The sequence below is a fragment of the Pseudoxanthomonas sp. GW835-FHT14C01 genome (assembly GCF_058793715.1).
Window position 1 is genome coordinate 499,023 of the sequence record NZ_JBXAGB010000001.1, and the last position, 25,192, is coordinate 524,214.

Below are 25,192 nucleotides of genomic sequence, written 5' to 3' on the forward strand. Positions count from 1 at the left end.
CGTGCGGATGCTCCCGGTCCGCTGTCTGCGCGCGTGGTTCCCCTATTCCTCCTGTGTATCGTGCGTGGCGACGGTACGCGACGTCCGCAGGCGCTCGCGCAGCGAACGCGGCGCGGGCAGCAACGGAGTACGCGAGCGTGTCCAGCCACCCTGGTGACGGGGCGTGAGGCCGCGCAGCCGCGCGGCGATCCAAGTGAACAGGCGATACCGCATTCCGTTCGAATACAGCAGGCGCCACGCCTTCCAGGCCAGGACCTCCGGGATACTACGCACTGCGCCCTGCCCCTTCAACGCGTCCCGTTGCTGCATTGCAGGACGTCGATGCCGTCCGGCCTCGCGCAGGTGCATCAGCAGTTCGGGGATGGGAATGCCGACCGGGCAGACATCGCCGCAGGCACCGCACAGGCTGGAGGCGGTCGGCAGGTCGCGGGTCGACTCCAGTCCCAGCAGGTGCGGCGAGATGATCGCGCCGATCGGCCCCGGGTAGGTCGTGCCGTACGCCAGGCCGCCGATGCGCGCATAGACCGGACAATGGTTCATGCACGCGCCGCAACGGATGCACTGCAGCGTCGCGCGGAACCGTTCTTCGGCGAAGGCCTGGCTGCGGCCGTTGTCCAGCAATACCAGGTGCACCTCGCGCGGCCCGTCCTTTTCGCCGTCGCGGCGCGGGCCACTGATGATGTTGAGGTAGGTGGTCACCGCCTGCCCGGTCGCCGAGCGCGTCAGCAGCGTGAACAGCGGCGGCACGTGTTCCAGCTTTTCGACGACCTTCTCGATGCCAGTGATCGCGATGTGCACGTCCGGCACGCTGGTGGACAGGCGGCCGTTGCCTTCGTTCTCGACGAGCACCAGCGAGCCCGTCTCGGCGACCATGAAGTTGACCCCGGACACGCCGATCTTCGCCTGCCGGAACTTGTCGCGCAGCGCGACGCGTCCGATCGCGATCAGTTCGTCCACGTCCTCGGTGTAGCCGGCGCCGGGGATGTGCTCGGCGAAGATCCTGGCCACGTCTTCCTTGGTCTTGTGGATCGCCGGCATGATGATGTGGCTGGGCCGGTCGTGGTCGAGCTGCAGGATGTACTCGCCCATGTCGGTCTCGATACAGGCGATGCCGTGCTCCTGCATGCGGTGGTTCAGCTCGATTTCCTCGCTGACCATCGACTTGCCCTTGACCATCATCGATGCATCGTGGCGCCGGGCGATCTCCAGGAAGATGCGGTTGGCGTCGGCGGCATCCTCGGCCCAGTGCACCTGCACGCCGCGCGCATGCAGCGCACGCTCCAGCTGTTCGAGCAGGTCCGGCAGTCGCGACAGCGCGCGCTTGCGGAGGTGTTCGCCCAGCGTGCGCAGCCGTTCGAAGGCGTCGCTGTCGGGGAACTGCACCGCCCGCTTGTCCGCCAGGTAGTCCATCGCGCCGCGGAAACCCCGGCGCAGCACCGGGTCGGCGAGCACCAGCCGCGCGTTGTCCTTGAACGCCACCGGATCGGCGGCAGGCCGCAGCGCACTCATGCCGGAGTCTCGGCGCGCAGCAGCAGGATGACCAGCTCGCGCGGGCCATGCGCACCGTACACGAGCAGGCGCTGGATGTCGGCGGTCTTCGACGGACCCGTCACCAGCAACGCGTTGGTGGGCAGGCCTTCCGCCCATTGCTGGCGCTGCATCACGTCGTGCAGTGTGGAATGCAGGGTCTCTTCCCGCAGCACGGCGATGTGGATCGGCGGCAGCAGCGACAGCGTGCGCGGCTCCCGCACATCCGGCCACAGCACGAGGCTGCCCGTCTCGGCGATGCCGCCGAGCGTGGTGGTGATGCCGGCATCGACCGTATCGAACAGCGCCGGCTTCAGTGTTTCGATCGGCGCGTCGTACCAGTCCAGCGTCACGTCCTGCGCCGCCGACGGCAAGGCGTCCGCGATGGGCGTACCGCGGCCCGCCATCAAGCGGCGTACCGGCTTCGCCGCCAGCACCGCGGCCAGCACGGCGGGCCAGCCGGCGGTGTCGGTTTCGATCACCTCGGCGCGCCAGCCGCGTGCCTGCGCGATGAAACGCTCGCGCAGCGCCTCGCGGGCAGGAGTGGTGGCGTCTGCGTAGTACGCCGCGACATCGGGCGCAGGCACTTCCACCGGCGTAGCCGCCCGCAGCCGCGACAGGATCGCCGAGCGCGCACGCGCCGATGCGGTGGGCAGGCTCATGTGCCGTCCTCCGGCGCGGGCAGGCCCCAGCGTTCGCGCAGGAAGCTGGCGATATGCCGGCCCTGCAGCGCGCCTTCCCGCCGTGCGAGCGTGCCGTTGAGGTTGAGCAGGCAGCCGCAGTCGCCGCTGACGAAGGCATCGCAGCCGCTGTCGATGAGCGCATCGGCCTTGTCGCCCGCCATCGCGGCGGAGATCTCCGGCTGCTTGACCGCGAAGGTACCGCCGAAGCCGCAGCATTCGGCTTCGTACGCCTGGATCTTGAGATCGACGCCGGGCAGCGACTCCAGCAGGCGGCGCCCGCTCGCCAGCGCGCCGGTCTCGCGGCGCGCACTGCACGAGGTGTGCAGGCAGACGGAGACCGGAACAGCCGTGACGGCGGCGGGCAGCGCCAGGTCGGTCGCCGCCAGGAAATCGGAGAACTCCACCACTCTCGCACCGATGTCGCGCACGCGCGCCAGCAGCACGGGGTCGTCCGCGAACAGGCGCGGCCAGTGGTGCCGCATCATCCCCGCGCAGGAGCCCGAGGGCACCACGATCGGCCAGCGCTGCGGAAACAGGTCCAGTTGCGCCCGCGCGACCTTGCGCGCCTCTTCGGGAAACCCGCTGGTGTAGGCGGGCTGTCCGCAGCAGGTCTGCGCGTCGGGCACATGCACGCGACAGCCGATCCGCTCCAGCACGGCGATCGCATCGAGGCCGGCATCGGGCATGAACAGGTCCACCACGCAGGTGGCGAACACGTACACGTCCCGAAGGGGGGAGGAGCCGGCAGGATCTGGCGAGCGCATGGCGGGCGGGTCTGGCTTGTCCGGACCGGAGTCTGTGCGGGCTGCCCGCGGACGGTATATTGGTCTGACCAATCCGCGTGGGAGCTCACCGTCCATGCCATCCCAGGTCGCCGAAGTCGCACGCCATCTCGAACAGGGCATCGCCGACGGTCGCTATGTCTCCACACGGCGGCTGCCCGCCGAACGCACGCTGGCGGAGCGCCTGCGGGTCTCCCGCGCCACCGCACGCGAAGCGATCGGCCTGCTGGTCGCACGCGGCGTGCTGGAACGCCGGCAAGGCGACGGCACCTACGTGGTCGCCGCCGCAGAACGGCGCATGGCCGAAATCTGGCAGGACATGGCGCGCAACCACCCGATGCTGCAGGCCGACCTGGTCGAGTTCCGCGCCATGCTGGAGAGCCGCACCGCGGAACTCGCCGCGCTGCGCCACGACGACGACGACCGCGCACGACTGCGTGCCGCGCACGCCGCGGTGGACGCTGCCTACGGCAGCAGCGACCGGCTGGCGCAGATCCGCAGCGACGTCGCCTTCCATCGCGCCATCGCCGATGCCACGCACAACCCGGTGTTCTCCTATCTGATGTCTTCGCTGCTCGCCCTGCTGCACGACCACGTGCAGGCCAGCCTCGCCGGCCTGTCGCCGCAATCGTCGGTGTCTCAGCAGTTGCGCAGGCAGCACGACGCACTGCTGGCCGCGATCCTCGCGCGCGATGCCGCGCGTGCGCGCGAGGTCGCCGGCGGCCACATGGACTATGTGGCCGTGCAGCTCAATGCGCTGCCGCGGGTGGCACGCGCGGCCCGTGCGCCGGCGTGATCACTTCCGCGGCTCGAACAGCAGGTCCGGATAGTCGTAGCTGAAGTCCGCCAGCGGCGACACCGCCTTCATCGTGATACGGGCGACGCGGCCCTCGGCATCGAGCGCGAACGTCATGTACGCGGGTTCGATCGATGCGTCATCCCAGTCGACACGGAACGTGTCGTACTGCCAGTGGCTCAGAGTGCCGGCCATGTCGGGCGTCTGCCGGAAGTCGACGCGCAGCCTGCCACCGCGCTCGGTGACCGCAATCGGGCCATACCATGCATCGGCGTAGGCACCGGCATAGCCGGCTGGCATCAGCGAAGGCCGCGATGCGGCATTGCGTGCGGTACCCTTCGCCTCTTCCAGCGCCTTCAGCCCGCCCGCCAATCGCTCACGGTTCCAGGTGGTGAAGGCACCGACCCAGTCGCGCGCCTCGAATCCGAGGTAATGGTCGAGCAGTTCGTAGCCCAGGCCACGCATCACCTCGACATCCTCGGCATTGATCTGCAGGGCGATGCCCAGGTTGCGCTCGGGCACCAGCACAACGAAGGCGAGCACCCCGAACACCGCGCCGCCGTGCTGCACGACCTTGACGCCGCGGTAGTCCTGCACGTTCCAACCGTAGCCATAGCCGGAAAACTGCGGCGTCATGTCGGTGATCGGCGCCGGATAGGGGCGGATCGGAATCGGCACCTGCGGCGTCCACATCGCGCGCGCGGACGCTTCGCTGTAGATCCTTCCCTTGCCGTCCGGGAGTGCGCCCAGGGCGAGCTGTGCCTGCATCCAGCGCGCGAAGTCCCTGGCGCTCCACGACAGCCCGCCGGCGGGCGCGCCGACCTGCCCCAACCCCTCGCGCTCGGGCAATACCTGTTGCGGGCCCAGGCCTCGCAGCCGGGCATCCAGGCGGGCGTGCGGCTGCACGCGGTTCGGATTGGCGAAGCGGTCCTTCTCGTCGCTGACCGCGGTCGTCATGCCGAGGGGCTGGAAGATACGCGTACGCACGAAGTCTTCCCAGGGCTGGCCACTGACCTGCGTGACCAGTTCGCCGGCGACGATGTACAGGATGTTGTCGTAGGCGTAGCCGCTGCGGAAGCTGGTGGCGGGCTTGATGTGGCGCAGCGCGCGCACGATGTCGGCACGGCTGCGCGAGGTGCGCGGAATGAACAGCAGGTCGCCCGCACCCAAACCCAGCCCGCTGCGATGAAGCAGCAGGTCGCCGACCGTCATCTCGCGCGTGACCCAGGCGTCGTACATGCGGAAGTCCGGCAGATGGTCGGCCACCCGGTCGTCCCACGACAGCTTGCCGTCGTCGATCAGGATGGCGAGCGCCGCAGCCGTCACCGCCTTGCCGGTCGAACCGGTGGGGAAGATCGTGTCGGCGTCCACCGGCGCGCTGCCCCCCAGCCTGCGCACGCCATAGCCCTTCGCGTGCACGATCTTTCCGTCCTTGACGATGGAGATGGCCATGCCGGGCACGTCGCGCGAGCGCATCGCCTGTTCGACCCGCGCGTCGAAGCCGGCCGGTACCTGCGCGTGGACCTGCGCGATGGAGCAGCACAACGCCAGCGCAACGATCATGCAGCGCGTCTTCAGGACCAGGGTCATCGACGATCTCCGGACAGGGCGGGTGCGGCGGGCGCGAGTGCGGCAGGGCCATGCCACAGCCGCCACACGCCCACGGTCAGCAGCGGCAGCACGTACACCACGAGGAACAGGTAGGCCAGCCCGCGGTAGCCCTGTGCGATCAGCGCCACCAGGCCGACGCGGTCGGCGATGAAGATCGAACCGACCAGCAGCACGCTGGCGATCGCCAGGCGTGCGCGCCTGCCCAGGGGCACGTCACGCCGCCTGCGCCACGCCTGTGCGATGCGCTCGTTCGAGGCATGCACGACGGCCGTGCCGCTTTCCAGCAGCGCACTGAAGATCATCAGCTGGAACAGCACGTGGAAGACCGGCATGCCGAGCTGGCGCAGGATGAAGTCCGACGGCAACGCTTCGCCGCCAATCTGCGGATACCACGCCAGCATGCACAGGAAGAACAGCAGCCCCGGCAGCATCGCCAGCGGCCCGGACAGCACTCCGGCGATCACCGCGTCGCGCCGGTCGAGGAAGTGGCGCACCAGGGGCAACACGATCACCGCGCCGACGATGTTGTAGCCGGCGTAGGTCAGGCCCCCCTGCAGCCAGCCCGTCGGCGGCTGCGGCGTGGACAGCGTGGCCAAGGCCTGGTCGCCGAAACCGGCCAGCACGATCAGCACGAACGCGGCATAGATGCCGTACAGGAACACCGACACCCACTTGAACAGGGCTTCGACGATATCGTTGCCGTACGCCGCGAAGGCACCTATGCCCAGCATCAGCAACAGCGTGCCGACCAGCTTCGGCCAGCCCAGCAACGCCGCGAAGATCTCGCCCGCCGCCGCGCCGAACACGGCCAGGATCAGCACCATGAACACCAGGTAGGCCAGTTCGAACACGAAAGCGAACCGCCCCAGCAGCACGGTGAAGAAGCTGCGGTAATCGACGCTGCGGGCCGCGTGGGCCAGGGCGAACGTCAGCGCGCAGACCAGGCTCCAGCACGCCATCGCCGTCAGGATCGCCAGCATGCCGCCCTGCGGCCCGCTGGGGATGAAGTACTCCGCCAGCTCGCGGCCGGTCGCATAGCCGCCGCCGATCACCGCGGCCTTGAAGGCGAGGCCGGGCAACACCCAGCGCTGGAACCGTGTCGATGTCGTCGTCATCGGCTCAACGTACGCCACGGGCGAGGCAGGCGTCGACCAGCGCGGTGAACGCGTCGCCACCGCGGATCGGATCGGCGACGGGCAGGCCCAGCCGTTCCGCCGTCGCCGCCAGCACGCGCTGCGCCGCGTCGGCGTCGAGGCCGGAGGTGTTGAGGCTGACGCCGGCGCAACGGATCGCGGGATTGGTGCGGGCACCCAGCGTCAGGGCGAGCGCGATGGTCTCTTCCAGCGACGGCAGCGGATAGTGCGGGTAGCCGAGCACGCGCTCGCGGCCATGCGCGTGGCAGACCACGATCACGTCCGGCTGGCTGCCGTGCAGCAGCGCCAGCGACACGCCGGCGTACGCGGGATGCGAAAGGGATCCCTGCCCCTCGATCACGTCCCAGTGCGAAGGATCCGCCGCCGGCGACAGCACCTCGGCGGCGCCCGCGGCGAAGTCCGCCACCACCGCATCCATTGGTATGCCGGCGCCGGCGATCAGGATGCCGGTCTGCCCGGTGGCGCGGAAGTCGGCGTCGACGCCGCGTGCGCGGAACGAACGCGCCAGCGCCAGCGCGGTGTACTTCTTGCCGAGCGCGCAGTCCGTGCCGACGGTCAGCAGGCGATGCCCGCTGCGCTTGGCGCCGGTGGCCACCGGAATGTTCGCCGGCGGTTCGCGCACGTCGAGCAACTGCCGCCCGAGCGCGCGCGCGGCGTCGCGCAACGGCGCGATGGCCGACAGCCGCATGTGCATGCCACCGATCAGGTCCAGTCCCGCGTCCAGTGCCTGCACCAGCGGCGGAATCCAGGCGGGCGGAATGCGCCCACCGGGATTGGCCACCCCGATGACCATCGCGCGAGCGCCCGCCTGGCGCGCCTGCGTCGGCGACATCGCCGGCAATCCGGTGGTGACGCGCGCGGTGTCGCAGGCGAATTCGCCGACGCAGCGTTCGCGCGCCCAGTCGCGCAGGCCGAACGCGGTCTTCGCGTAGCCCGGCTCGACGGTATCGCCGAGGAACAGCAGGTACGGCTGCGGCAGTGCGTCGACGTCGGACGACGCAGGAAGAGCGGTCTGCATGTGCGGTGTCCGGAGCGCGGAAGAGACGATCGCCACCCGCCGGCCGCGGGTGGCGTGCGGTCAGAAGCGGATGTCGAGTTCCAGTCCGAAGGTGCGCGGCTGGATCGGCACGCCGGTGACATGCGACCTGGCGCCCGAGAGCGCACCGTCCATCGGCGTCAGCGTCGACCACGCTTTCTCGCCGGTGACGTTGCTGGCATAGGCGCGCAGTTCCCAGTTGCCCTTGCCGATGCCGGCGTACAGGTCGAGCGCGTGGTAGCTGTCCAGTTCCAGCGGCGCGGTGATGTCGTCCGGCGCGAGCAGCGTATCCGGGTCACCCGCCGCCGTGATGCGCTGGCGTTCGGTGGTGTCGTTGAGGCGGTCGTCGACCCAGCGCAGTGCACCGCCCACCTGTCCGTTGAGGCCGCCTACGGAGAAGGCGTACTCCGCCGTCGCCGTCCACGACTGCTTCGGCGTGTAGGGCATGCGGTCGCCGGCGAGGCCCGTCCACAGGATCACGTCGAACGCGCCCTGCGGGATCACCGTCGGCTCGAAATCGTTCTTGATGGTGGCATCGGTGTACGCGCCGTTGAGCCCCAGCGTCAGCGCGTCGGTGATGCGGAACTGCGATGAAAGCTCGATGCCTTCGCTGCTCGCCTTGCCGCCGTTGACGAGCCCGCCGATGCCATTGAACGACGACGCCACCTGGATGTCCTCCCAGTCGATCCGGAACACGGACACATCCAGGGTCACCCGACGATCGGCGAACTGCGACTTCATGCCGATCTCGTAGCTGTCGAGCATCGAGGAATCCACCTGCGGCGGTACGCCCGGCAGCGCGACGTTCGGGCCGCCCGGCTGGTAACCGGTCGCGACGCGCCCGTACAGCATGACGTTCTCGGACAGGGTGAACTGCGGACTCAGGCTCCAGGTGAATACGTCCTCGCTGGATTCGCCCGGCGACTCGCCGATCGGCGCCAGGATGCCCGCCGGCACGTTCTGGCTGAACCATTGATCGTTGCGCGCCTGGCGCAGGCCGGCGTCGATCTTGAAGCGCTCGCCGAACCGCCACGAACCGTTGGCGAAAAGCGCGTATTCCTTGTACGTACTCGGCAGGTTGATGATCGCCAGCGTGCCGAACATGGCGTCGAACGGCGCCGGCAGCGCCGTACCGTCGCGCTGCCCCAGCCATGCGAACTGGCTCTGCTGCGCATCCTCCTTGGTGTAGAACGCGCCGACCATCCATTCGAACGTGCCGCCGCCCTTCGATTGCAGGCGGAACTCCTGGGTGATCTTGTCCATGTCGTAGCGGTAGCGCACGAAGGAACTGCCGGGTTCCGGCAGCCCCAACAGCAGGTCCGCCACTTCGCCGAACTGCACGGTCGAGTCGATCTGGTCGATCGTATCGGTCTGCGACCAGCCGGTCGCCGAAATGAAGTTGCCCCAGCCCAGGTCCCAGTCGAGGCTCAGCGACGCCAGCGTCAGATCCTTGGAGAACGGCCGCGGCTGCCACGCCAGGTCGACGTCGTCGCCGAACAACGGCGCCAGGGTATCGCCATCCAGCGCCACGCCGGCGCGGTCGTCGCTGCGGATGCGCTGGTGCAGCACCGACAACCCGAGATCGAACGCGTCGCCGTCCCACGACAGCGCGGTGCGCGCGCCGATCTGCTCGCCCTTGTTGATGTCCTCGCGTCCATCCACCGCATTGTCGGTGAACCCGGCGATGCCGTTGCGCGCGAAGCTCATGCGCAGGCCCAGTCGGTCTTGCTTGAGCGGCAGGCTGGCGCCGAAGCGGGCGTTCCAGGCCTGTCCGCCGTCCTGCACGGACCGCAGTCCCAAGCCCACGCGCGCTTCCTCGCCGAACAGGTCAGGCGCGCGCGTGACGTACTTGAGCAGGCCGCCCACGGCGCCGGCACCGTACAGCGTGCCCTGCGGCCCCCGCAGCACTTCGACGCGGCTGATGTCGTACGGCAGCAGGTCGAGCATCAGCGTGCTTGCGCCCTGGTAGATGCCGCTGGAGCCGACCGGGACGTCGTCGATGTAGGTGGATACCGTGGCGCCCGAGGACAGCGCCGCCACGCCGCGCAGCGAAACGCGGGTCAGGCCCGGGCTGCCGTCGTTCTGCACCTGCAGGCCGGGAATGTAGGCCGCGTAGTCGGACAGCGAGACGGCGCCGATGTTCTCCAGTTGCCGCTCGCCGATCACGCTGATCGACGCGGCCACCTCGCGGATGTTCTCCACGCGCTTGTTGGCGGTCACGACCACGGTGTCGAGATTGGTCGCGGACGCCTCGTCTTCGGCGGCGTCCTGCGCCAGCGCCGGGGCGGCGCAACAGGCCAGCGCGCCGGCGATCGCCAAGGAGAGTTGCTTGCGGTACCACGGCCGTGCGGACTGGAACTGGGTCATGCCTGCGCTCCCGGGCGACGTTGGATCGGAGGGGTGGCACCGGATCGGATCCGGCAGATGATGACTATCCTGATTGGCGATAATGATCCCAATCTGAGAATTGTCAACACATACGGAAAATTATTGCTCCGAATCTAGTCTGCCGCCGGCACCCAGCCCGGCCCGCGGACGACGCGGCCCGGCGTCGCGCCGGTGTGCTCGCCCGCGCGCAGCACCTGCACGCCGTTGACGAACACGTCGCTGACCCCGCTGGCGTACTGCTGGGGCCGATCGTAGGTCGCGTGATCGGCGATGGTGGCCGGATCGAAGACGACGACGTCGGCGTAACAGCCTGCCTGCAGGCAGCCGCGATCCTTCAACTTCCAGTTCGCTGCCGGCAGGCCGGTCAGGCGATGGATGCCTTCTTCCAGCGGCATCAGCTTGCGGTCGCGCACGTAGTGCCCGAGGAAGCGCGCGACATTGCCGTAGGCGCGCGGATGCGTGCTGGACTTCAGGAACACGCCCTCCGGCGCGGACGATTCCGCGTCCGAGCCCAGGCTGACCCACGGCTGCTTCAGGCCGAGCTCGATGTTCTCCTCGCTCATGAGGAAATACGCGGTGCCGATGCGGTGGTCATCCTCGATGATCAGGTCGATCGCCGTGTCTTCCGGCGACGTGCCGCGCGCGCGCGCGATCGCCGCCAGGGTCTTGCCGCCGAGCGGCTTCAGCGCCTCGCTCTTGAACTCGATCAGCAGCAACCGCTCGTCCGAACCGGCCAGCAGGCGCAGGTTTTCCCAGGGAGCGTCGGGATCGCGCATCTCGGCGATGACGCGCGCGCGGGTGGCGGGATCCTTCAGGCGCTGGATCATCGCGTCGTGCCCGCCGGCCTGCACCCAGGGCGGCAGGCTGGCGGTCAGCCCGGTCGCGCCGGCCGTATAGACGTACATGTCGGCGCTGACCTGCAGGCCTTCGGCACGCGCCGCCGCGATCCGGTCGATCGCCTGCTGCATCTTGGGCCAGTTCTTTTCGCCCGCCGCCTTCAGGTGGTAGGCCTCGGCGCGCTGTCCGGTGGCGCGGGCGATCGAGATGGTCTCGTCGACCGCTTCGAGGAAACGGTCCGCTTCGCTGCGCATGTGCGAAATGTAGCCGCCCCCGGATTCGCCGGCGGCCTTCGCCAGCGCGATCAGTTCACTGGTGTCGGCGAATGCGGCCGGCGGATAGATCAGCGAACTGCCCACCCCCAGCGCGCCCTCGCGCATCGCCTGCCGCACCACCTCCTGCATGCGCGCCAGCTGTTCGGGGGTGGGATCGACGTCGTCTTCGCCGAGTTCATGGATGCGCACCGTCGTCGCGCCGACGAACGAAGCGACATTGGGGGTGACGCCGCGCTGCTGCAGGTGTTCCAGATAACCCCCCAGCGTCGTCCACGGAATGTCGTAGCGGATATCGACCTGCTGCTTCAGCGCGTCCGCCTTCATGCGCGGGTTGACCGGTCCCATCGACCACCCTTCGCCGAAGATTTCCAGCGTCACGCCCTGCTTGGTATCGCTGACGCCACGGCCGTCGGCGATCAGGGATTCGGTCGCCCAGCTCAGCACGTTGATGAAGCCGGGCGCCACCGCCATGCCCTTGGCATCCAGCACCTGCGTGGCATCGGCCTGCTGTCCGGCCGGCAACAGCGCCACGACGCGGTCCCCACGCACGGCGACGTCGACGCGTCGCGGCGCGCCGCCGCTGCCGTCGTAGACCACGCCATTGCGGATCAGCAGGTCGTAGCGTTCGGCGGGTGCCGCCATGGCCGGACCGCTGGCGCACAGCGCGAGGAAAAGGAGGGCGGGCTTGAGGCGCGGCATGGGCGGATCTCCGTCGGGTCAGTGCAGTGAGCGGATCGGGCGGTCCAGCCGCCACAGCAGGATCGCGGCGACGATGGCCAGCCCCGCGAGCATCAGGAAGAAGCCGGCGTGGCTGGTCTTCGACCACAGCGTGCCGACCAGGCCGGCCAACAGGCTGCCGCTGAAGACGGCGAGGAACCAGGACGCCACGGTCGTCGCGCCCAGCCGCGGCGGCGCCAGCTTCGCGAACAGGCCCAGGCCCGTCGGCAGGATGTACAGCTCCCCGAGCGTGAGCACGACGAAGAACAGCACCAGCCATCCCCAGCCGATCCGTGCATCCCCGGCCCAGGCGCTCAACGCCGCCAGCATGGCGTAGGCCGCAGCGACGATCAGCGCGCCGATCGCCATCTTCAGCGCAGGCGACGTATCGTGCCCGGCATCGGCGCGGCGCCGCCAGTGCAGCAGCAACAGCGGCGTCATGCTGATCACCAGCAACGGGTTGAGCGACTGGAACCACGTCATCGGGATGGAGAAACCGGCGACCACGCGGTCCACGCCGGTATCGATCAGCAGCGGCAACGTGTTGCCGACCTGCTCGTACGCGCCGCGGAAGATCGTCGCCGCGATGCCGACGCCGAGCAGCAACCACCACACCGTGTAGGCCTGCGCACCGCGCGTGCCCGCGTTTGCGGCCGGCGCCGCTGCGGGCGCCAGGCGCACCGGTTCCGGCGGCAGGTACTGCCGGCCGAAGACGTAGATCGTCAGCCCCAGGAACATGCCGATGCCTGCCGCACCGAAGCCGTAGTGCCAGCCGTACAGTTCGCCCAGCGTGCCGCACACCAGCGGCGCGAGGAAGCCGCCGATGTTGAGGCCGACGTAGTACACGTTGTAGGCGCGGCCGCGACGCGGATCGTCGGCAGCATAGAGATCGTTGATCTGGCTGGGCAGGCTGGGCAGGAACAGGCCGTTGCCGAGCGCGATGGTCGCCAGCGCCACGTAGAACATGGGCTCGAACGCCATCACGAAATGGCCGAAGGCCATGATCGTGCCGCCGAGGATCACCGCGTTGCGCTTGCCGAGCCAGCGATCGGCGATCGCGCCGCCGATGATCGGCGTGAAGTACGCCATCGCGGTGTAGGTGCCGTAGATGAAGGACGCCTTCTCCTGCCCGAACAGCAGTTGCTTGGTCATGTAGTAGACCAGCAGCGTGCGCATGCCGTAGTAGGAGAACAGCTCCCACATGTTGGTCAGGAACAGGATGGTCAGTCCGCGCGGCTGGCCGAACCAGGTCTTGTCCGTCATGCCGGCGTTCGCATTCATGCGGCGGCCTGCGGCCCCCACACTTCGTCGCCGCAGTGGATGTAGCCGTCGTCGTAGCGCACCGAGGGCGTGCGGTCCTGCACCAGGAAGGTGGGACCGTCGAGATCGACGATGTCGCAGAACTGCCCCAGCACGAATGCGGGCGCAGCGGCCAGGCTGGTGCCGCACATGTTGCCGACCATCACCTGCTTGCCGAGCGCGCGCGCGCGCCGCGCCATCATCAGGCCTTCGGTCAGTCCCCCACACTTGTCGAGCTTGATGTTGACCACGTCGAAGCGGTGGTGCCGTGCTTCCAGTTCGGCGAGATCGAGGATGCTTTCATCGGCCGCGAACGGCAGCGGACGCGCGACGCCGTCCAGGTCGTCCTCATGGCCGCGCCGGCACGGCTGCTCCAGCAGCGACACGCGTGCGTCGACCAGCGCGGGCAGCAGCGCCGGCAGCGTCGCCGCGTCGTAGCCCTGGTTCGCGTCCACGCCGAGCCACGCATCCGGACAGCGCGCGCGCACCGCCTGTACGCGCGCCGCATCCAGCACGGCGTCGCCGGTCAGCTTGAGCTTCAGCGCACGCGCCCGGGTGTACGCCGCCGCCTTGTCGGCCATCGCCTCCGGCGTGTCGGCGCCGACGGTGAACGTGGTCAGCAGAGGGCGGATGCCGTCGAGCCCCGCCAGCTGCCACACCGGCACGCCGGCACGCTGCGCCTCGAGTTCCCACAACGCGCAGTCGAGCGCATTGCGCGCGCCGCCGGGAGGCAGCACGCCGCGCAGCGATGCGCGATCGATGCCGGCTTCGATGCGGGGACGCAATGCTTCCAGTGTGGCGATCATCGTGTCCGGATGGTCGTCGTTGTAATAGACGCCCGCCGCTTCGCCACGCCCGATGCGATCGCCGTCGCGCAGCGTCACCACGGTGGCCGGCATCGCCTCGAACACGTGGCCGGCGATGCGGAAGGGCGCCGACATCGGCAGGGGTTCGTTGTGCAGTTCCAGTCGAAGGGACACGCCGGCCTCGTGCGGGGAAAAGGACGCAGGGGACGGCCGGCGACGGGCATCGCCGGCCGTGGCGGATCAGTAGTTCGCGCCGAACCCGATGATGTGATGGGCGACGCCGATCCACAGCAGGAACAGACAGGCCAGCGCCAGCAGCAGCGCCCACAGCTTCGCCAGCCACTTGCGGCGGCCACGCAGCACCTGCCACGCGTTCCAGACCGCGAGACCCGCACCGAGCGGCAACGCGACGGTGGCGAACAGGCGCATCGCGATGATCAGGCCATCGGTACTCGGGCTGGTCATCTCCAGCTTGCTCAGCATGCCGACCACCAGACCCAGCGCCGCCGACGTCGCCAGCAGCGACAGCAGCGCACCGATGCGCGCCAGGCGGTGCGCGCGCGCGTCGGTCCCGACCAGCGCATAACGCACGCCGTAGTAGCGGCGCACCAGCGCCGATACCGGCCAGGCGATGACGGTCAGCAGCACGACCGCCAGGCTGGCGACCAGCAGCGGCATCGACAGCGCGCGCCATGTGGACAGACGTTCGAACACCATGATCGGCGCGTACGGCTCCATGCTGAACCGTGTGACCTTGCCATCGGCCACGTCGGCAGCCAGGCGGTCCGTGCTGCTGGTGTCCTGCCACAGGTACGGGGCGATTTCGCGCCACTTCTTCGGTGCGCCACCGGCGCCCATGGCGGCGGTCACGCTGATGGTGCCGTCTTCGTTGGCGACCACCTTGATCGGTCCCAGCAGGTTGGCCAGCGACACGAAGTTGCTGTCGGGGCGGCGGCTGCTGGTGTAGGTGCCGGCGAGCTGCGCCGCATGCCGCTGGGCATCTTCCTTCGACACGCCCGCGGGCCTGGCCGGCGTGCCGGGCAGGTAGCGGTCCGCGAAGCCGCGCGACAGGGCGTAGCGGATGTGGCCGGTCGCACCGTCGCGGCCCGAGCTGTTCATCGACACGAACAGACCGATGCCGTCATCGAGGAACAGCTGCAGGTCGCTGTGGAACCACTGGGTGTCGCCGCCATGGGAAATGGCGCGATGTCCGTTCACCGAGGTCTCGTAGAAGCCCAGCATCATGCGGTTCAGCGGACCGACCGACGCCTGTCCGGTCGAATGCATCTTTTCCGCCGTCGCCGCATCGAGGATGCGCGCCTCGCCGAAGGCGCCATCCTGCAGATGGGCGATCATGAACTTCGCCATGTCCGTGCCGGTGGCGGCCAGGCTGCCTGCCGGCGCGAGACTGATGAACTCGTAGTCCTTGGCTTCGCCGTCGGAGGCCTTGGCGTACCCCTTAGACATGCCGGCGAGCAGCGCTGGGGGCAGCGGCTGGCGGAAGCTGGCGTGCTCCATGCCCAGCGGTTTGAAGATGTGCGCGTCGAGGTAGTCGTCGAAGGACTGGCCCGAAACGCGTTCGACGATATAGCCGGCCAGCGCGGTGGCGTAGTTCGAATACGCCGGCGTGGCGCCCGGCACGTGGATGCGTTCCGGCGTCCAGTGCTTCAGCGCATCGCCGAGCGGGGTGATCTCGTCCTGGCGGAACGTGATCAGGCCGCGGATCTGCTCTTCCATGCCGGTGGTATGCGTCATGATCTGGCGCAGCGTGACCGGCTTGCCGTCGCGGGCGGGAATCTTGAAGTCGATGTACTGGTTGACGTCGGCGTCGAGATCCAGCTTGCCGGCCTGCACGAGCTGCATCACCGCGGTCCACGTGAACAGCTTGGACACCGAGCCGGGCCGGAACAGCGTGGCCTCGGGCACGACCGGCGCGCGCGTGGCCAGGTCGGCGTAGCCGTAGCCCTTCTGCGCCAGCACCTGACCGTCCTTCACCACCACCACCACGGCGCCGGCGATGTCGCCGTTGGCTAGGGCGTAGGGCATGAACCCGTCGAGCCACGCACCCACGTCTTCCCGCGTGAGCGCCGGCGTCCCCGCAGGCACGGTCGTCGCGACCGGCGCGGTGCTGTCGGGCACCGCCGGCGTTGCGGCAACCGGCGCAGGCGGCACGGCGGCGGGCGAGACGGCGTCCTGCGCCAGCAGCGGCACGGCCACGAGCGCGGCCAACACGGCGCCGCACAGGATCTGTTGAATCGAACGCATCGAACGATCTCCCGGCTGAAGCGATGGAACGGAGGGTCCTGGCCTGCAGACAGGCTGGCGGGACATATCCTGATTCGGCGATAATGATCCTAATCAGAGAATTGTCAACCCGTGCCGGAGGTTGGGATCGGGAGGGTCGTCCGGGCGGTCGCTCTTTGCAGCGACCATTCCGGAAGGCGATCATGCCGCCGTCTGGATACGCCAGCAGAAGCGCACGGGTCCCAGGAGATCCCGCAAGGATGACGTCACAACACCCCACCATCGGCGGCCTGCTGCGCTCGCTGCGCGCCCGCAAGGGCTGGACGCTCAAGCAGATGAGCGAACATGCCGGCATTCCGCTGTCGACGCTGTCCAAGGTCGAGCACGATCGCCTGACCCTCACCTACGACAAGCTGCTGCAACTCGCGCAGCGCCTGCAGCTGCGCATGTCCGAGCTGTTCGCCGAGGACGTGGAAGCGGTCGAGCCGCCGGTGACCGCACGCCGCAGCATCGGCCGGATCGAGGACGCGATCCGGGTCACCACGCCCAACTACGACTACTACTACCTGTGCCCCGAGCTGCGCCGCAAACGCATGATCCCGGTGCTCACCCGCGTGCGGGCGAAGACGATCGAGGAGTTCGGCGCGCTGGTCCACCATTCCGGCGAGGAATACATCCACGTCCTGGAAGGCCGGATGGAGGTCCACACCGAGTTCTACGACCCGATCGTGCTGGAGACCGGCCAGTCGGTCTACATCGACTCGAACATGGGCCACGCCTACATCGCCGCCGAAGGCTGCGACGAAGTCCTGCTGCTCGGCGTCTGCTCGAGCTCGGACGAACAGCTCCTGGAATCGCTGATGACGCTGCACGGGGAAGAGAGCGCCGCGCAGCAACGCAAGGCCACGCGACTTTCGCCGCCCGCCGCGACGGCGGCGAAGACGCCGCGCCGGAAAACGGCCGCGAAGAAGAAGGCCTGAAAGACAGAGGGCTCCCGATGGGAGCCCTCGTCCGTTCCGGCGCCCGCCCGATCAGAAGCGGTAGCTCAGGCCCAGGTTCACCCCACGGCCGTACCGGTAGTAGCCCTGCGACAGCAGCGGATTGCCGTTGATGCTGTAGGTCTGCGCTTCGTCGAGCAGGTTCCGTCCTTCCAGCGACAGGCTGAAGCGGTCGTTGAAGCGGTAGGACACGTGCGCGGTCAGCCAGGTGATCGCATCGGCCTGTTCGTTGTAGCCCTCGCCCAGCACGTTGATGGCGGTGACGAAGCCATCGGTGCGGTCGGCGGTGGCGCCCAGCGACCACGGCCCCTTCTCGTACATCAGGCCCAGCGAATAGACCGACGGCGCGATGCCTTCCAGCGGACGCTCCTGGTCGCCGACGAAGCTCTTGGACCAGTTGCGCGTGTACTGCGCGCGGAAGCCGAAGCCGTTTTCCCAGAAGTGCTGCAGGCCGGCCTCGATGCCGCGGACCTTGGCGTAGTCGCCGTTGATCGGACGCATCACGTTGAACAGGGTCGGCTCGGTCCCGATCGGCGTGCCGTCCGGCCGCAGGATCGGACCGACGCCGATGTCCTGGCCCGGCTCCCAGCTGGTGGTCAGCTGGTTCTCGATGCGCTTGTAGAACACCGCCACGTTGAAGATCGAGTTCTCGCTGAAGTACCACTCCAGCGACACGTCGCCCTGCTTGGCTTCGTACGGCTTCAGGTCGACGTTGCCGCCGTAGATCTGGGTGAACTCGCCCCACGAGACGCTGGCGGTGGTGTTGGTCGGCGCCAGCTTGTCCACCGGCGGACGCGCCATCGTCTTGGCCGCCCCCAGGCGCAACTGCAGGTCGTCGGTGAAGCGCCAGGTGAAGTTGCCGGCCGGCAGCACGTAGCTGTAGTCGCCGTCCTGGCGGATCGGCGTGGGATCGGCATAGTCGGCGGTGTAGTTGAACGCGCCGTTCTCGGTGATGCTGAGGATCGGCGCGTCCCAGGCTTCCGAAGTGGTACGCGTCTTGACGAAGCGCACGCCGACATCGGCGCTCCACCGCTCACCGGAGAAATCCGCCTGCAGGTAGGCAGCCTTGGTGTCCTCGCTGACGCGGTAGCTTTCCAGCGGGTTCCACTGCGGCGCCGCGTTGGCGAAATCGTAGGTGCCGCCACCCGGACGCGCGTTGCCGTTGTAGGCGGCCAGCTGGTTGAGATAGTTCGGCACGTCGAACGCGAGGAAGGTGCGCGGGAAGTCCGCGTTCACGCCGCGCATGAAGTTCGGCAGCGTGAAGGAGTGCGACAGCACGTTGCCGCCCAGTGCACCGACGTTGATCGCATTGTTGCCGGAGTAGTAATCGGCGCCGCCGTTGAGCGTGTTGTTGATCAGGTCGCGCGACTTCTTGCGGTCGGTCGCGGTGATGCCGAAATGCAGGTCGTCCATGGCGAACCGGCCCACGAACCACTTGCCCCCCACGGTGCCGCCGGTGATCTCGTCGACGATGTTGTCGCCGCGCAGCTCCATGTAATGGGTATTGAAGTCCGATCCGCCGAACTGCCCGTTGGCCAGGCCGTTCGCCAGCTGGCGTCCGTCGTCGAAGACGGCGGTGACATTGGGCACGGCGCCGCCGCTCAGCTCGATGCGGGCGACGTTGGGCTGGTTCATGCGCAGGACGACGTAGGTGTCCTGTCCGCCGGAGTAGCGCTTGGAGGTCGAACGGTAGACATCGCCGGTCAGCGTCAGGTCGTCGCTGACCTTCCACTCGGCATTGGCGCCGTAGAGGTCGGTGTCGACCACCCGGTGCTCGGTCATGTTGAGCAGTTCCGGATTCAGGCGCATTTCCGGATCCGGGTTGTCCATCGTGAAGCCGGTGACGATGCCGTTCTGGATGGTCATGTCGGACCAGCGGCTCGGCGCGAACAACGGGTAGTACGACTGCTGGTAGCCGACCTGCGGCGAGTCGAGGCGGGTCTTCAACCCGTCCAGCGTCAGCTTGAAGCTGTTGCTCGGGCGCCATTCGATCTTCGCCGACAGCGCGCGGCGCTTCTTCTCCTCCAGGATCGAACCGACGCGGAACTGGCCGGGCGCGATCAGGCCGTACTCGTCTTCGTCCAGGATGCCGTTGCCGTTGGGGTCGATGGCGCCGCCCCAGGTGTTGCCCCAAAGCCAGCTTTCGTCGTTCGGGTCCGCGTTGCGGCTCCAGCCGCCGTCGTTGCCGGCGATGTCGGTACGGTCCTTGCGCTTGCCGTACACCACGCCGAGCAGCACGCCCAGCGTGTTGTCGGCGAACAGGTTGCTGTAGGTCGCGGAGACCTTGTGCCCGTCGAGTTCGGACATCTGGTTGCGGTCGCCCTCGAGGCGGATGACGCCCTGCTGCCCGTCCTGGTCGAACGGACTGGCCGAGCGCAGGTTGATCAGGCCGCCGATGGCGCCTTCCGACAGCGAGGCCTGCGCGCCCTTGACCACATCGGCGCCGCTGATCACGTCGGCCGGCAGCACGTCGTAGGCGAAATCGCGGCCCGCACCGTCGGTGGCGAGGATGCGGCCATTGAACGTGGTGAGCGTGTACTCCGGACCCAGGCCGCGCACGCTGACCTTCTGGCCTTCGCCACCCGCGGTGCGGGAGATGGAGACGCCGGTGATGTGGCTGAGCGAGTCGGCGACGTTGTCGTCCGGGAACTTGCCCAGCTCCAGTGCGCTGATGGAATCCTGCACCGTGCCGGCTTCGCGCTTCAGCTCGATCGCGCGCGCCAGGCTCCCGCGCACGCCCGTGACCACGATGGTGTCCAGGGTGGACGGTTCGCCCTGGCTTTCCTGGCCCGCCTGCGCCTGGGCCGGGGTATCGGCCTCCTGCGCCTGCTGGGCCAGCGCGCCGACCGGCGCGCTCAAAGCCAGGGCCACACTACAAAAGAGCAAGTTCCGGTGCAGCTGCGCGATCTTCATGGGTCTCTCCTCACAAGAAGGTGGCAAATGGGGTACGCAACCAAACGAAACCGAGCCTATAGTATGTTTCGTTTTGTATCAATAGTGAAATGTAACGAAATAATCCATACTGTTCGCGCTACAAGGAGGTCCCATGTCTGCCACCCGTGATACCAGCCAACGCCGCCTGCAGATCAGCGAGCTCGTGCGCCAGCACGGCAGCGTCCAGGTGGCCACGCTCGCCCGCCGGTTCGGGGTCAGCATGCAGACGGTACGCAAGGATCTGCGTTACCTGGCCGAGCGCGGCGTGATGGCGCGCGCCTACGGCGGCGCCATCGACAGCAGCGTGGTGGGTACCGGCACCGGCGCGCCCGCCGAGCCGCACTACGAGGCCAAGCGCACCTCCCACCTCGACGAGAAGCGCCGCATCGGCCAGCGCGCGGCCGCGCTGGTCAAGGCCGGCGATACCATCGCCATCGACTCCGGCACCACCGCCATCCAGTTGGCCGAGTCGCTGCCGAACATCGAGGTGACCGTGGTCACCAACGATTTCGGCGTCCTCGGCGCGCTCGCCCCGAAGACCAACATCAACATCGTCATGCTCGGCGGCGAACTGCGCCGCAAGAACATGGCCTTCTACGGCGGACTGACGGTCGAAGCGCTCGACGCCCTGCACGTCGACATGCTGTTCCTCGGCGTGGACGGCCTGGACCTGGAGCGCGGCATCACCACGCATTACGAGCCCGAGGCCATGCTCAACCGCAAGATGGTCGAAGCCGCGCGCGTGGTGGTCGCGATCACCGACAGCTCCAAGTTCGGCAAGATCTGCCTGCACCGCATCGTGCCGGTGGGCGACCTCAACGTGCTGATCACCGACCGCGGCGCGCCCGAAGCCATCGTCCAGGCCAGCGAACAGCTGGGCTTCGAGCTCATCCTCGCCTAGTCGCGCGGCGCCGTGCCGAACACGCGCACCGCGTTGCGGTAGTACACCTTGTCGATCACCTCGCGCGGCAGCGCCAGGCCGGGCACGTCGGCATCGAGCGTGTCGACGCGCTGGCTTTCCGCCGTCGCCAGGTAGCGCCAATCCGCGGTCCAGACCGCGTGCGCGGCTGCGCGGAACTCGGCCGGATCGCTATCGGGATTGACGGTCAGGTCGGTGCCGTACAGCAGTCGGTCCTGGTAGCGGATGAAGAACGCGCGCACCTTCTCCCGGTCGCGCAGCGACTGGTACTGCACCTGGCTCATGCGCGCGGCGAGATCGACGGTGGCATCGGGAAAGCGATCGAGGAACGCGCCCAGCCGGTCGACGTCGTACTCCAAGCTGCCCATGTGCGCACCGACGAAACGCAGTCCCGGATGCGCCGCCACGAAACGGTCGCGCGTGGCGATCTGGTCGTCGTAGCTGGGCTGGTCCGGATGCAGGTACATGTGGTACTGCGGATGGTTGCGGAAGTACTCGCGATCGTTGTCCGTCGTCATCTGCTCCAGCGGCAGCCAGCAGTTGTGCGGCTCGCCCTGGTGGCCGATCAGCACCAGGTCCAGCGAGCGCACCCGCTCGGCCACCGGCGACAGGCCGGGATGGTCGAGCATGATCAGGCGGCCGTCCGCATCCTTCTCGATCATGCCGACGTTCTTCCAGATCTTCACCGCGCGCGCGCCTTCGGATTTCGCCTCGGCGAGGCCGGCGTTGACGCGGTCGGCCCAGCCGGGCTTCCCGAAGCCGTCCATCGAGAACGTCGTCGCCCAATGCAGCCGCGCGGGATCGGCCTTGGCCAGCGCGAGGACTGCGGCGTGCTGGTCGGCGATGCTCGGGAAGTCCGGATAGTCGACGTTGATCGACATCAGCTCGAAGCCGTCCGCCCGCGCCTGTTCGAGGAACGCGGGATGGTCGGCGTTGGCATGCACGTGCGCATCGAACTTCGGCACCCGCGCGAAATCGTCCATCCCGTAGGACGCGGCGGGCGGTCTCGCCATCCCGCTGACGGCCCACCCCAATGCGACTGCCGCGATCACCCGCCGCCATGCCTTGCTCATTGCGCCACCCGTACCGTAACGAAACATTAAACGAAACATATCGCAACAAAAGTGTTGCATCAACTCGCCGGGGTCGCGCACAATCGGTTGCATCTCAACCGGAATGCCCGCCCATGCCACCGATTGGTCGCCGCACCGTCTTGAAGCTTGCCGTCGGCAGCGCTGCCCTGGCCGCCCTGCCCTGGACGCCGGGCCGCGCCCTGGCGGCCGGCAGCGCCGCCATGACGGCACAGGATGCCCTGCTGTCGCTGCAGTTCGACCGCGCGATGCGCACCCGTGTCGCCTACAGGGGCAGGACGCTGACGCCTTTCCAGGCCAGCGAAGTGTTGCTGCTGAAGGACGGCGGCGCCATCGATGCCTTCGCCTTCCGTGGCGAGGAGCGGCAGGCGGTGGACGATGCGCGCCACGGCGCCGGCCTGCGGCATGTGTTTACCGGCACGTCCAAGCAGGGCATCGAGAAGCAGGTGGCGGTGACGTTCTTCGAGCGCTCGCCCGGCCTGGCGCTGATGCAGGTGCGCTACCGCAACGCCGGCACGCAGCCGGTCGAAGTGGCGGGCTGGCGCTCGGCGGCGCACGAACTGGCCGATGCGCCGGGCGGCTTCTGGAGCTTCTCCGGCACCACCCACGAAGACCGGCGCGACTGGGTACAGCCGCTCGACGCCGACTTCGACCAGCGCAACACGCTGGGCATGGATGCTTCGGACTACGGCGGCGGTACGCCGGTCGCCAATATCTGGCGCCGCGATGTCGGCCTGGCGGTCGGCCACGTCGAACCCGTGCCGCGCACCCTCGATCTCCCCGTCCGCAAGACCGGCAAGGGCGCCAGCATCGCCGTGGAAGGCGTGCAGGCCGTCACCCTCGCGCCCGGGCAGGCCCTGTCCACGGAGCGCACCTTCGTGTGCGCGCACACGGGCGACCACTTCGCGCCGCTGGCGCTGTATCGCGAGTTCATGAAGGCCGAAGGCATCGCCGCGCCGCAGGCGCCGGCGTCCGCGTTCGAATCCACCTGGTGCGCGTGGGGCTACGAACGCGACTTCACCGTCGCGCAGATCCTCGCCACGCTGCCGAAGGTGCGCGAGGTCGGCTTCCAGTGGGCCGTGCTCGACGACGGCTGGCAGACCAACGAAGGCGACTGGCAGATCGATCGGAAGAAGTTCCCGCGCGGCGACGCCGACATGCGCGCGTTCGTGAAAGCGGTGCGCGCCGAAGGCCTGCGCCCGCGCCTGTGGCTGGCGCCGCTGGCTGCCGATCCGGGCAGCGAAGTGCTCTACAAGCACAGCGACATGCTGCTGCTGGACGAATACGGCTCGTTCCAGAAGGTGAGCTGGTGGAATGCGCTGACCCAGTGCCCGGCCTACCAGCCGACCATCGATTACTACGTCGCGCTGGTGAAGAAGGCGATCGGCGACTGGGGCTTCGAGGGCATCAAGCTCGACGGCCAGCACCTCAACGCCGTCGCGCCCTGCTACAACCCGGCGCACAAGCACGCCAGCCCGAACGATTCCTGCGAGAAACTGCCCGACTTCTGGAACGCGATCTACAAGGCCGCGCACGATATCAATCCGGACGCCGTGATCGAGCTGTGCCCGTGCGGCACCGCGTTCGCCTTCCACAACCTGCCGGCGACGGACCAGTTCCCGTCGTCCGACCCGCTGTCGTCCTGGCAGGTGCGCAGCAAGGGCAAGAGCGTCAAGGCGCTGATGGGCCGCGGCAGCAGTTACGCCGGCGACCACGTGGAACTGGCCGATGGGCGCGACGATTTCGCCTCCAGCGTCGGCATCGGTGCGGTGATCTCGTCCAAGTTCACCTGGCCGCGCGACACCGACAACCCGACCGCACCGCTGCCCGAGGGCGGCTACGTGCTGACGCCGGAGAAGGAGCTGCTGTGGAAGAAGTGGGTCGCGCTGTATCGCGAGCACATGCTGCCGCTCGGCGACTACCGGGGCGAGCTGTACGACATCGGCTTCGACGCGCCGGAGACGCACGCCATCGCCAAGGACGGAGCGATGTACTACGCCTTCTACGCGAAGGACTGGAACGGCACGCTGGAACTGCGAGGACTGGGTGAAGGTCGCTATCGCGTACGCGACCTGTTCAACGGCACCGACCTCGGCAGCGTGGACGCCAAGGCCAATACGCTGCGCGCCGGCTTCACCCGCTTCCTGCTGCTGCAGGCCACGCCGGAGGCCAGCGCATGAGCGCGACCGAGACGGGGCCGCGTCGCCGCTGGCTGGCCTATGCGCTGACCACGGTCGCGTTGTGGGGCGTCTGGGGCGCACTGGCCGGCCTGTCCGCGCAGCGCGGCTTCCCCGACACGCTGGTGTATTGCGTGTGGGCACTGACGATGGTGCCACCGGCGCTGTTCATCCTGTGGCGCGCGGACTGGCAGCTGGACCGTTCGCCGCGCGCCATCGCCTACGGGCTGGCGATCGGCCTGCTCGGCGCGGGCGGGCAGATGCTGCTGTTCAAGGCACTGACGATCGGGCCGGCGTACTTCATCTTCCCGATCATCTCGCTGTCGCCCGTCATCACCATCGTGCTGTCGTTCGCGCTGTTGCGCGAGCGCACCGGCTGGATGGGGGCGGCCGGCATCGTGCTGGCACTGATCGCGCTGCCGCTGCTGGACCTGTCGTTCGGCGGGGGCGGTACGCAAGGCCTGGGCTGGTTCGCCCTAGCGCTGCTGATCATGGCCGCGTGGGGCGTGCAGGCGTACTTCATGAAGCTCGCCAACCACACGGTGAGCGCCGAAAGCATCTTCTTCTACATGATGGTCGGCGCGCTGCTGCTGGCGCCGGTCGCGTGGGCGATGACCGACTGGACCCAGCCGATCAACACCGGCCTGGACGGTCCCTGGATGACCGCGGCGATCCAGGTGCTGAACGCCGTCGGCGCGCTGACGCTGGTCTATGCCTTCCGCTACGGCAAGGCGATCGTGGTCGCGCCGTTGACCAACGCCGGCGCGCCGCTGGTGACCGCGGTGCTGTCGCTGGTATTCGCCAGCGTGGTGCCCGGCCCGCTGAAGATCGTCGGCCTGGTGCTGGCACTGGTGGCGTCGCTGCTGCTGGTGCTGGAGCCCGAACGCACGCCCGCACCGCAAGACGCCTGACCGGACC

Annotated in this window: 18 protein-coding genes; 5 read left to right on the top strand and 13 right to left on the bottom strand. The window is 68.4% G+C overall.

Annotated elements, in window-relative coordinates; all coding sequences use genetic code 11:
• Positions 1-42: 42 nt before the first annotated feature.
• From AC1Q5B_RS02225 to AC1Q5B_RS02235, 3 genes are read right to left on the bottom strand one after another with little or no spacing between them, the layout of a single operon-like run.
• Positions 43-1,509, bottom strand: coding sequence for a LutB/LldF family L-lactate oxidation iron-sulfur protein (locus AC1Q5B_RS02225; RefSeq protein WP_492630110.1), 1,467 nt, complete (start codon positions 1,507-1,509; stop codon positions 43-45).
• Positions 1,506-2,189 (bottom strand): LutC/YkgG family protein, encoded by a 684-nt coding sequence (locus tag AC1Q5B_RS02230; protein ID WP_492630111.1) that lies wholly within the window; start codon positions 2,187-2,189, stop codon positions 1,506-1,508. Before AC1Q5B_RS02230 ends, AC1Q5B_RS02225 begins: the two co-directional genes overlap by 4 nt.
• The gene (locus tag AC1Q5B_RS02235) at positions 2,186-2,926 is read right to left on the bottom strand and encodes a (Fe-S)-binding protein (protein WP_492630112.1); all 741 of its coding nucleotides are present in this window, start codon (positions 2,924-2,926) and stop codon (positions 2,186-2,188) included. The genes AC1Q5B_RS02230 and AC1Q5B_RS02235 overlap by 4 nt, the downstream gene beginning before the upstream one ends.
• A 142-nt stretch (positions 2,927-3,068) precedes the next feature.
• On the opposite strand from AC1Q5B_RS02235, the gene AC1Q5B_RS02240 reads away from it, so the two are divergent.
• The gene (locus AC1Q5B_RS02240) at positions 3,069-3,788 is read left to right on the top strand and encodes a FadR/GntR family transcriptional regulator (RefSeq protein WP_492630113.1); all 720 of its coding nucleotides are present in this window, start codon (positions 3,069-3,071) and stop codon (positions 3,786-3,788) included.
• Here AC1Q5B_RS02240 and AC1Q5B_RS02245 read toward each other — a convergent pair whose 3' ends face one another.
• The 8 genes from AC1Q5B_RS02245 to AC1Q5B_RS02280 all read right to left on the bottom strand — a co-directional run bounded on the left by AC1Q5B_RS02245 (position 3,789) and on the right by AC1Q5B_RS02280 (position 16,176).
• The gene (locus AC1Q5B_RS02245) at positions 3,789-5,378 is read right to left on the bottom strand and encodes a serine hydrolase (RefSeq protein WP_492630114.1); all 1,590 of its coding nucleotides are present in this window, start codon (positions 5,376-5,378) and stop codon (positions 3,789-3,791) included.
• A complete protein-coding gene (locus AC1Q5B_RS02250) occupies positions 5,375-6,514 on the bottom strand; it encodes a YkvI family membrane protein (RefSeq protein WP_492630115.1) in 1,140 nt (379 codons plus the stop codon). Before AC1Q5B_RS02250 ends, AC1Q5B_RS02245 begins: the two co-directional genes overlap by 4 nt.
• 4 nt (positions 6,515-6,518) lie before the next feature.
• Positions 6,519-7,571 (bottom strand): N-acetyltransferase DgcN family protein, encoded by a 1,053-nt coding sequence (locus tag AC1Q5B_RS02255; RefSeq protein ID WP_492630116.1) that lies wholly within the window; start codon positions 7,569-7,571, stop codon positions 6,519-6,521.
• A 60-nt stretch (positions 7,572-7,631) separates the two neighbouring features.
• Positions 7,632-9,956 carry a TonB-dependent receptor gene (locus tag AC1Q5B_RS02260; protein ID WP_492630117.1) on the bottom strand — a complete coding sequence of 775 codons (2,325 nt, stop codon included), beginning with the start codon at positions 9,954-9,956 and terminating at the stop codon, positions 7,632-7,634.
• Between the two features lie 134 nt (positions 9,957-10,090).
• On the bottom strand, positions 10,091-11,788 hold the full coding sequence (locus AC1Q5B_RS02265) for an N-acyl-D-amino-acid deacylase family protein (protein WP_492630118.1): 1,698 nt from the start codon (positions 11,786-11,788) through the stop codon (positions 10,091-10,093).
• Between the two features lie 18 nt (positions 11,789-11,806).
• Positions 11,807-13,087, bottom strand: coding sequence for a peptide MFS transporter (locus AC1Q5B_RS02270; protein WP_492630119.1), 1,281 nt, complete (start codon positions 13,085-13,087; stop codon positions 11,807-11,809).
• Entirely contained in the window at positions 13,084-14,085 is a 1,002-nt protein-coding gene (locus AC1Q5B_RS02275) for a dipeptide epimerase (protein WP_492630120.1), read from the bottom strand. Before AC1Q5B_RS02275 ends, AC1Q5B_RS02270 begins: the two co-directional genes overlap by 4 nt.
• Before the next feature lie 66 nt (positions 14,086-14,151).
• A complete protein-coding gene (locus tag AC1Q5B_RS02280) occupies positions 14,152-16,176 on the bottom strand; it encodes a serine hydrolase domain-containing protein (protein ID WP_492630121.1) in 2,025 nt (674 codons plus the stop codon).
• Between the two features lie 239 nt (positions 16,177-16,415).
• Here AC1Q5B_RS02280 and AC1Q5B_RS02285 point away from each other — a divergent pair, with 239 nt between their 5' ends.
• Positions 16,416-17,135, top strand: coding sequence for a helix-turn-helix domain-containing protein (locus AC1Q5B_RS02285; RefSeq protein WP_492630122.1), 720 nt, complete (start codon positions 16,416-16,418; stop codon positions 17,133-17,135).
• Between the two features lie 51 nt (positions 17,136-17,186).
• Here AC1Q5B_RS02285 and AC1Q5B_RS02290 read toward each other — a convergent pair whose 3' ends face one another.
• Positions 17,187-20,066: a TonB-dependent receptor gene (locus AC1Q5B_RS02290; protein ID WP_492630123.1), complete on the bottom strand. Its 2,880-nt coding sequence runs from the start codon at positions 20,064-20,066 to the stop codon at positions 17,187-17,189.
• Positions 20,067-20,199: 133 nt separating this feature from the next.
• On the opposite strand from AC1Q5B_RS02290, the gene AC1Q5B_RS02295 reads away from it, so the two are divergent.
• Entirely contained in the window at positions 20,200-20,988 is a 789-nt protein-coding gene (locus AC1Q5B_RS02295) for a DeoR/GlpR family DNA-binding transcription regulator (RefSeq protein ID WP_492630124.1), read from the top strand.
• Here AC1Q5B_RS02295 and AC1Q5B_RS02300 read toward each other — a convergent pair.
• The gene (locus AC1Q5B_RS02300; protein ID WP_492630125.1) at positions 20,985-22,079 is read right to left on the bottom strand and encodes an amidohydrolase family protein; all 1,095 of its coding nucleotides are present in this window, start codon (positions 22,077-22,079) and stop codon (positions 20,985-20,987) included. The genes AC1Q5B_RS02295 and AC1Q5B_RS02300 overlap by 4 nt on opposite strands.
• A gap of 113 nt (positions 22,080-22,192) precedes the next feature.
• On the opposite strand from AC1Q5B_RS02300, the gene AC1Q5B_RS02305 reads away from it, so the two are divergent.
• Together AC1Q5B_RS02305 and AC1Q5B_RS02310 are read left to right on the top strand one after the other, a co-directional pair.
• Positions 22,193-24,277, top strand: coding sequence for a glycoside hydrolase family 36 protein (locus AC1Q5B_RS02305; RefSeq protein WP_492630126.1), 2,085 nt, complete (start codon positions 22,193-22,195; stop codon positions 24,275-24,277).
• On the top strand, positions 24,274-25,185 hold the full coding sequence (locus tag AC1Q5B_RS02310) for an EamA family transporter (protein ID WP_492630127.1): 912 nt from the start codon (positions 24,274-24,276) through the stop codon (positions 25,183-25,185). Before AC1Q5B_RS02305 ends, AC1Q5B_RS02310 begins: the two co-directional genes overlap by 4 nt.
• Positions 25,186-25,192: the final 7 nt, after the last annotated feature.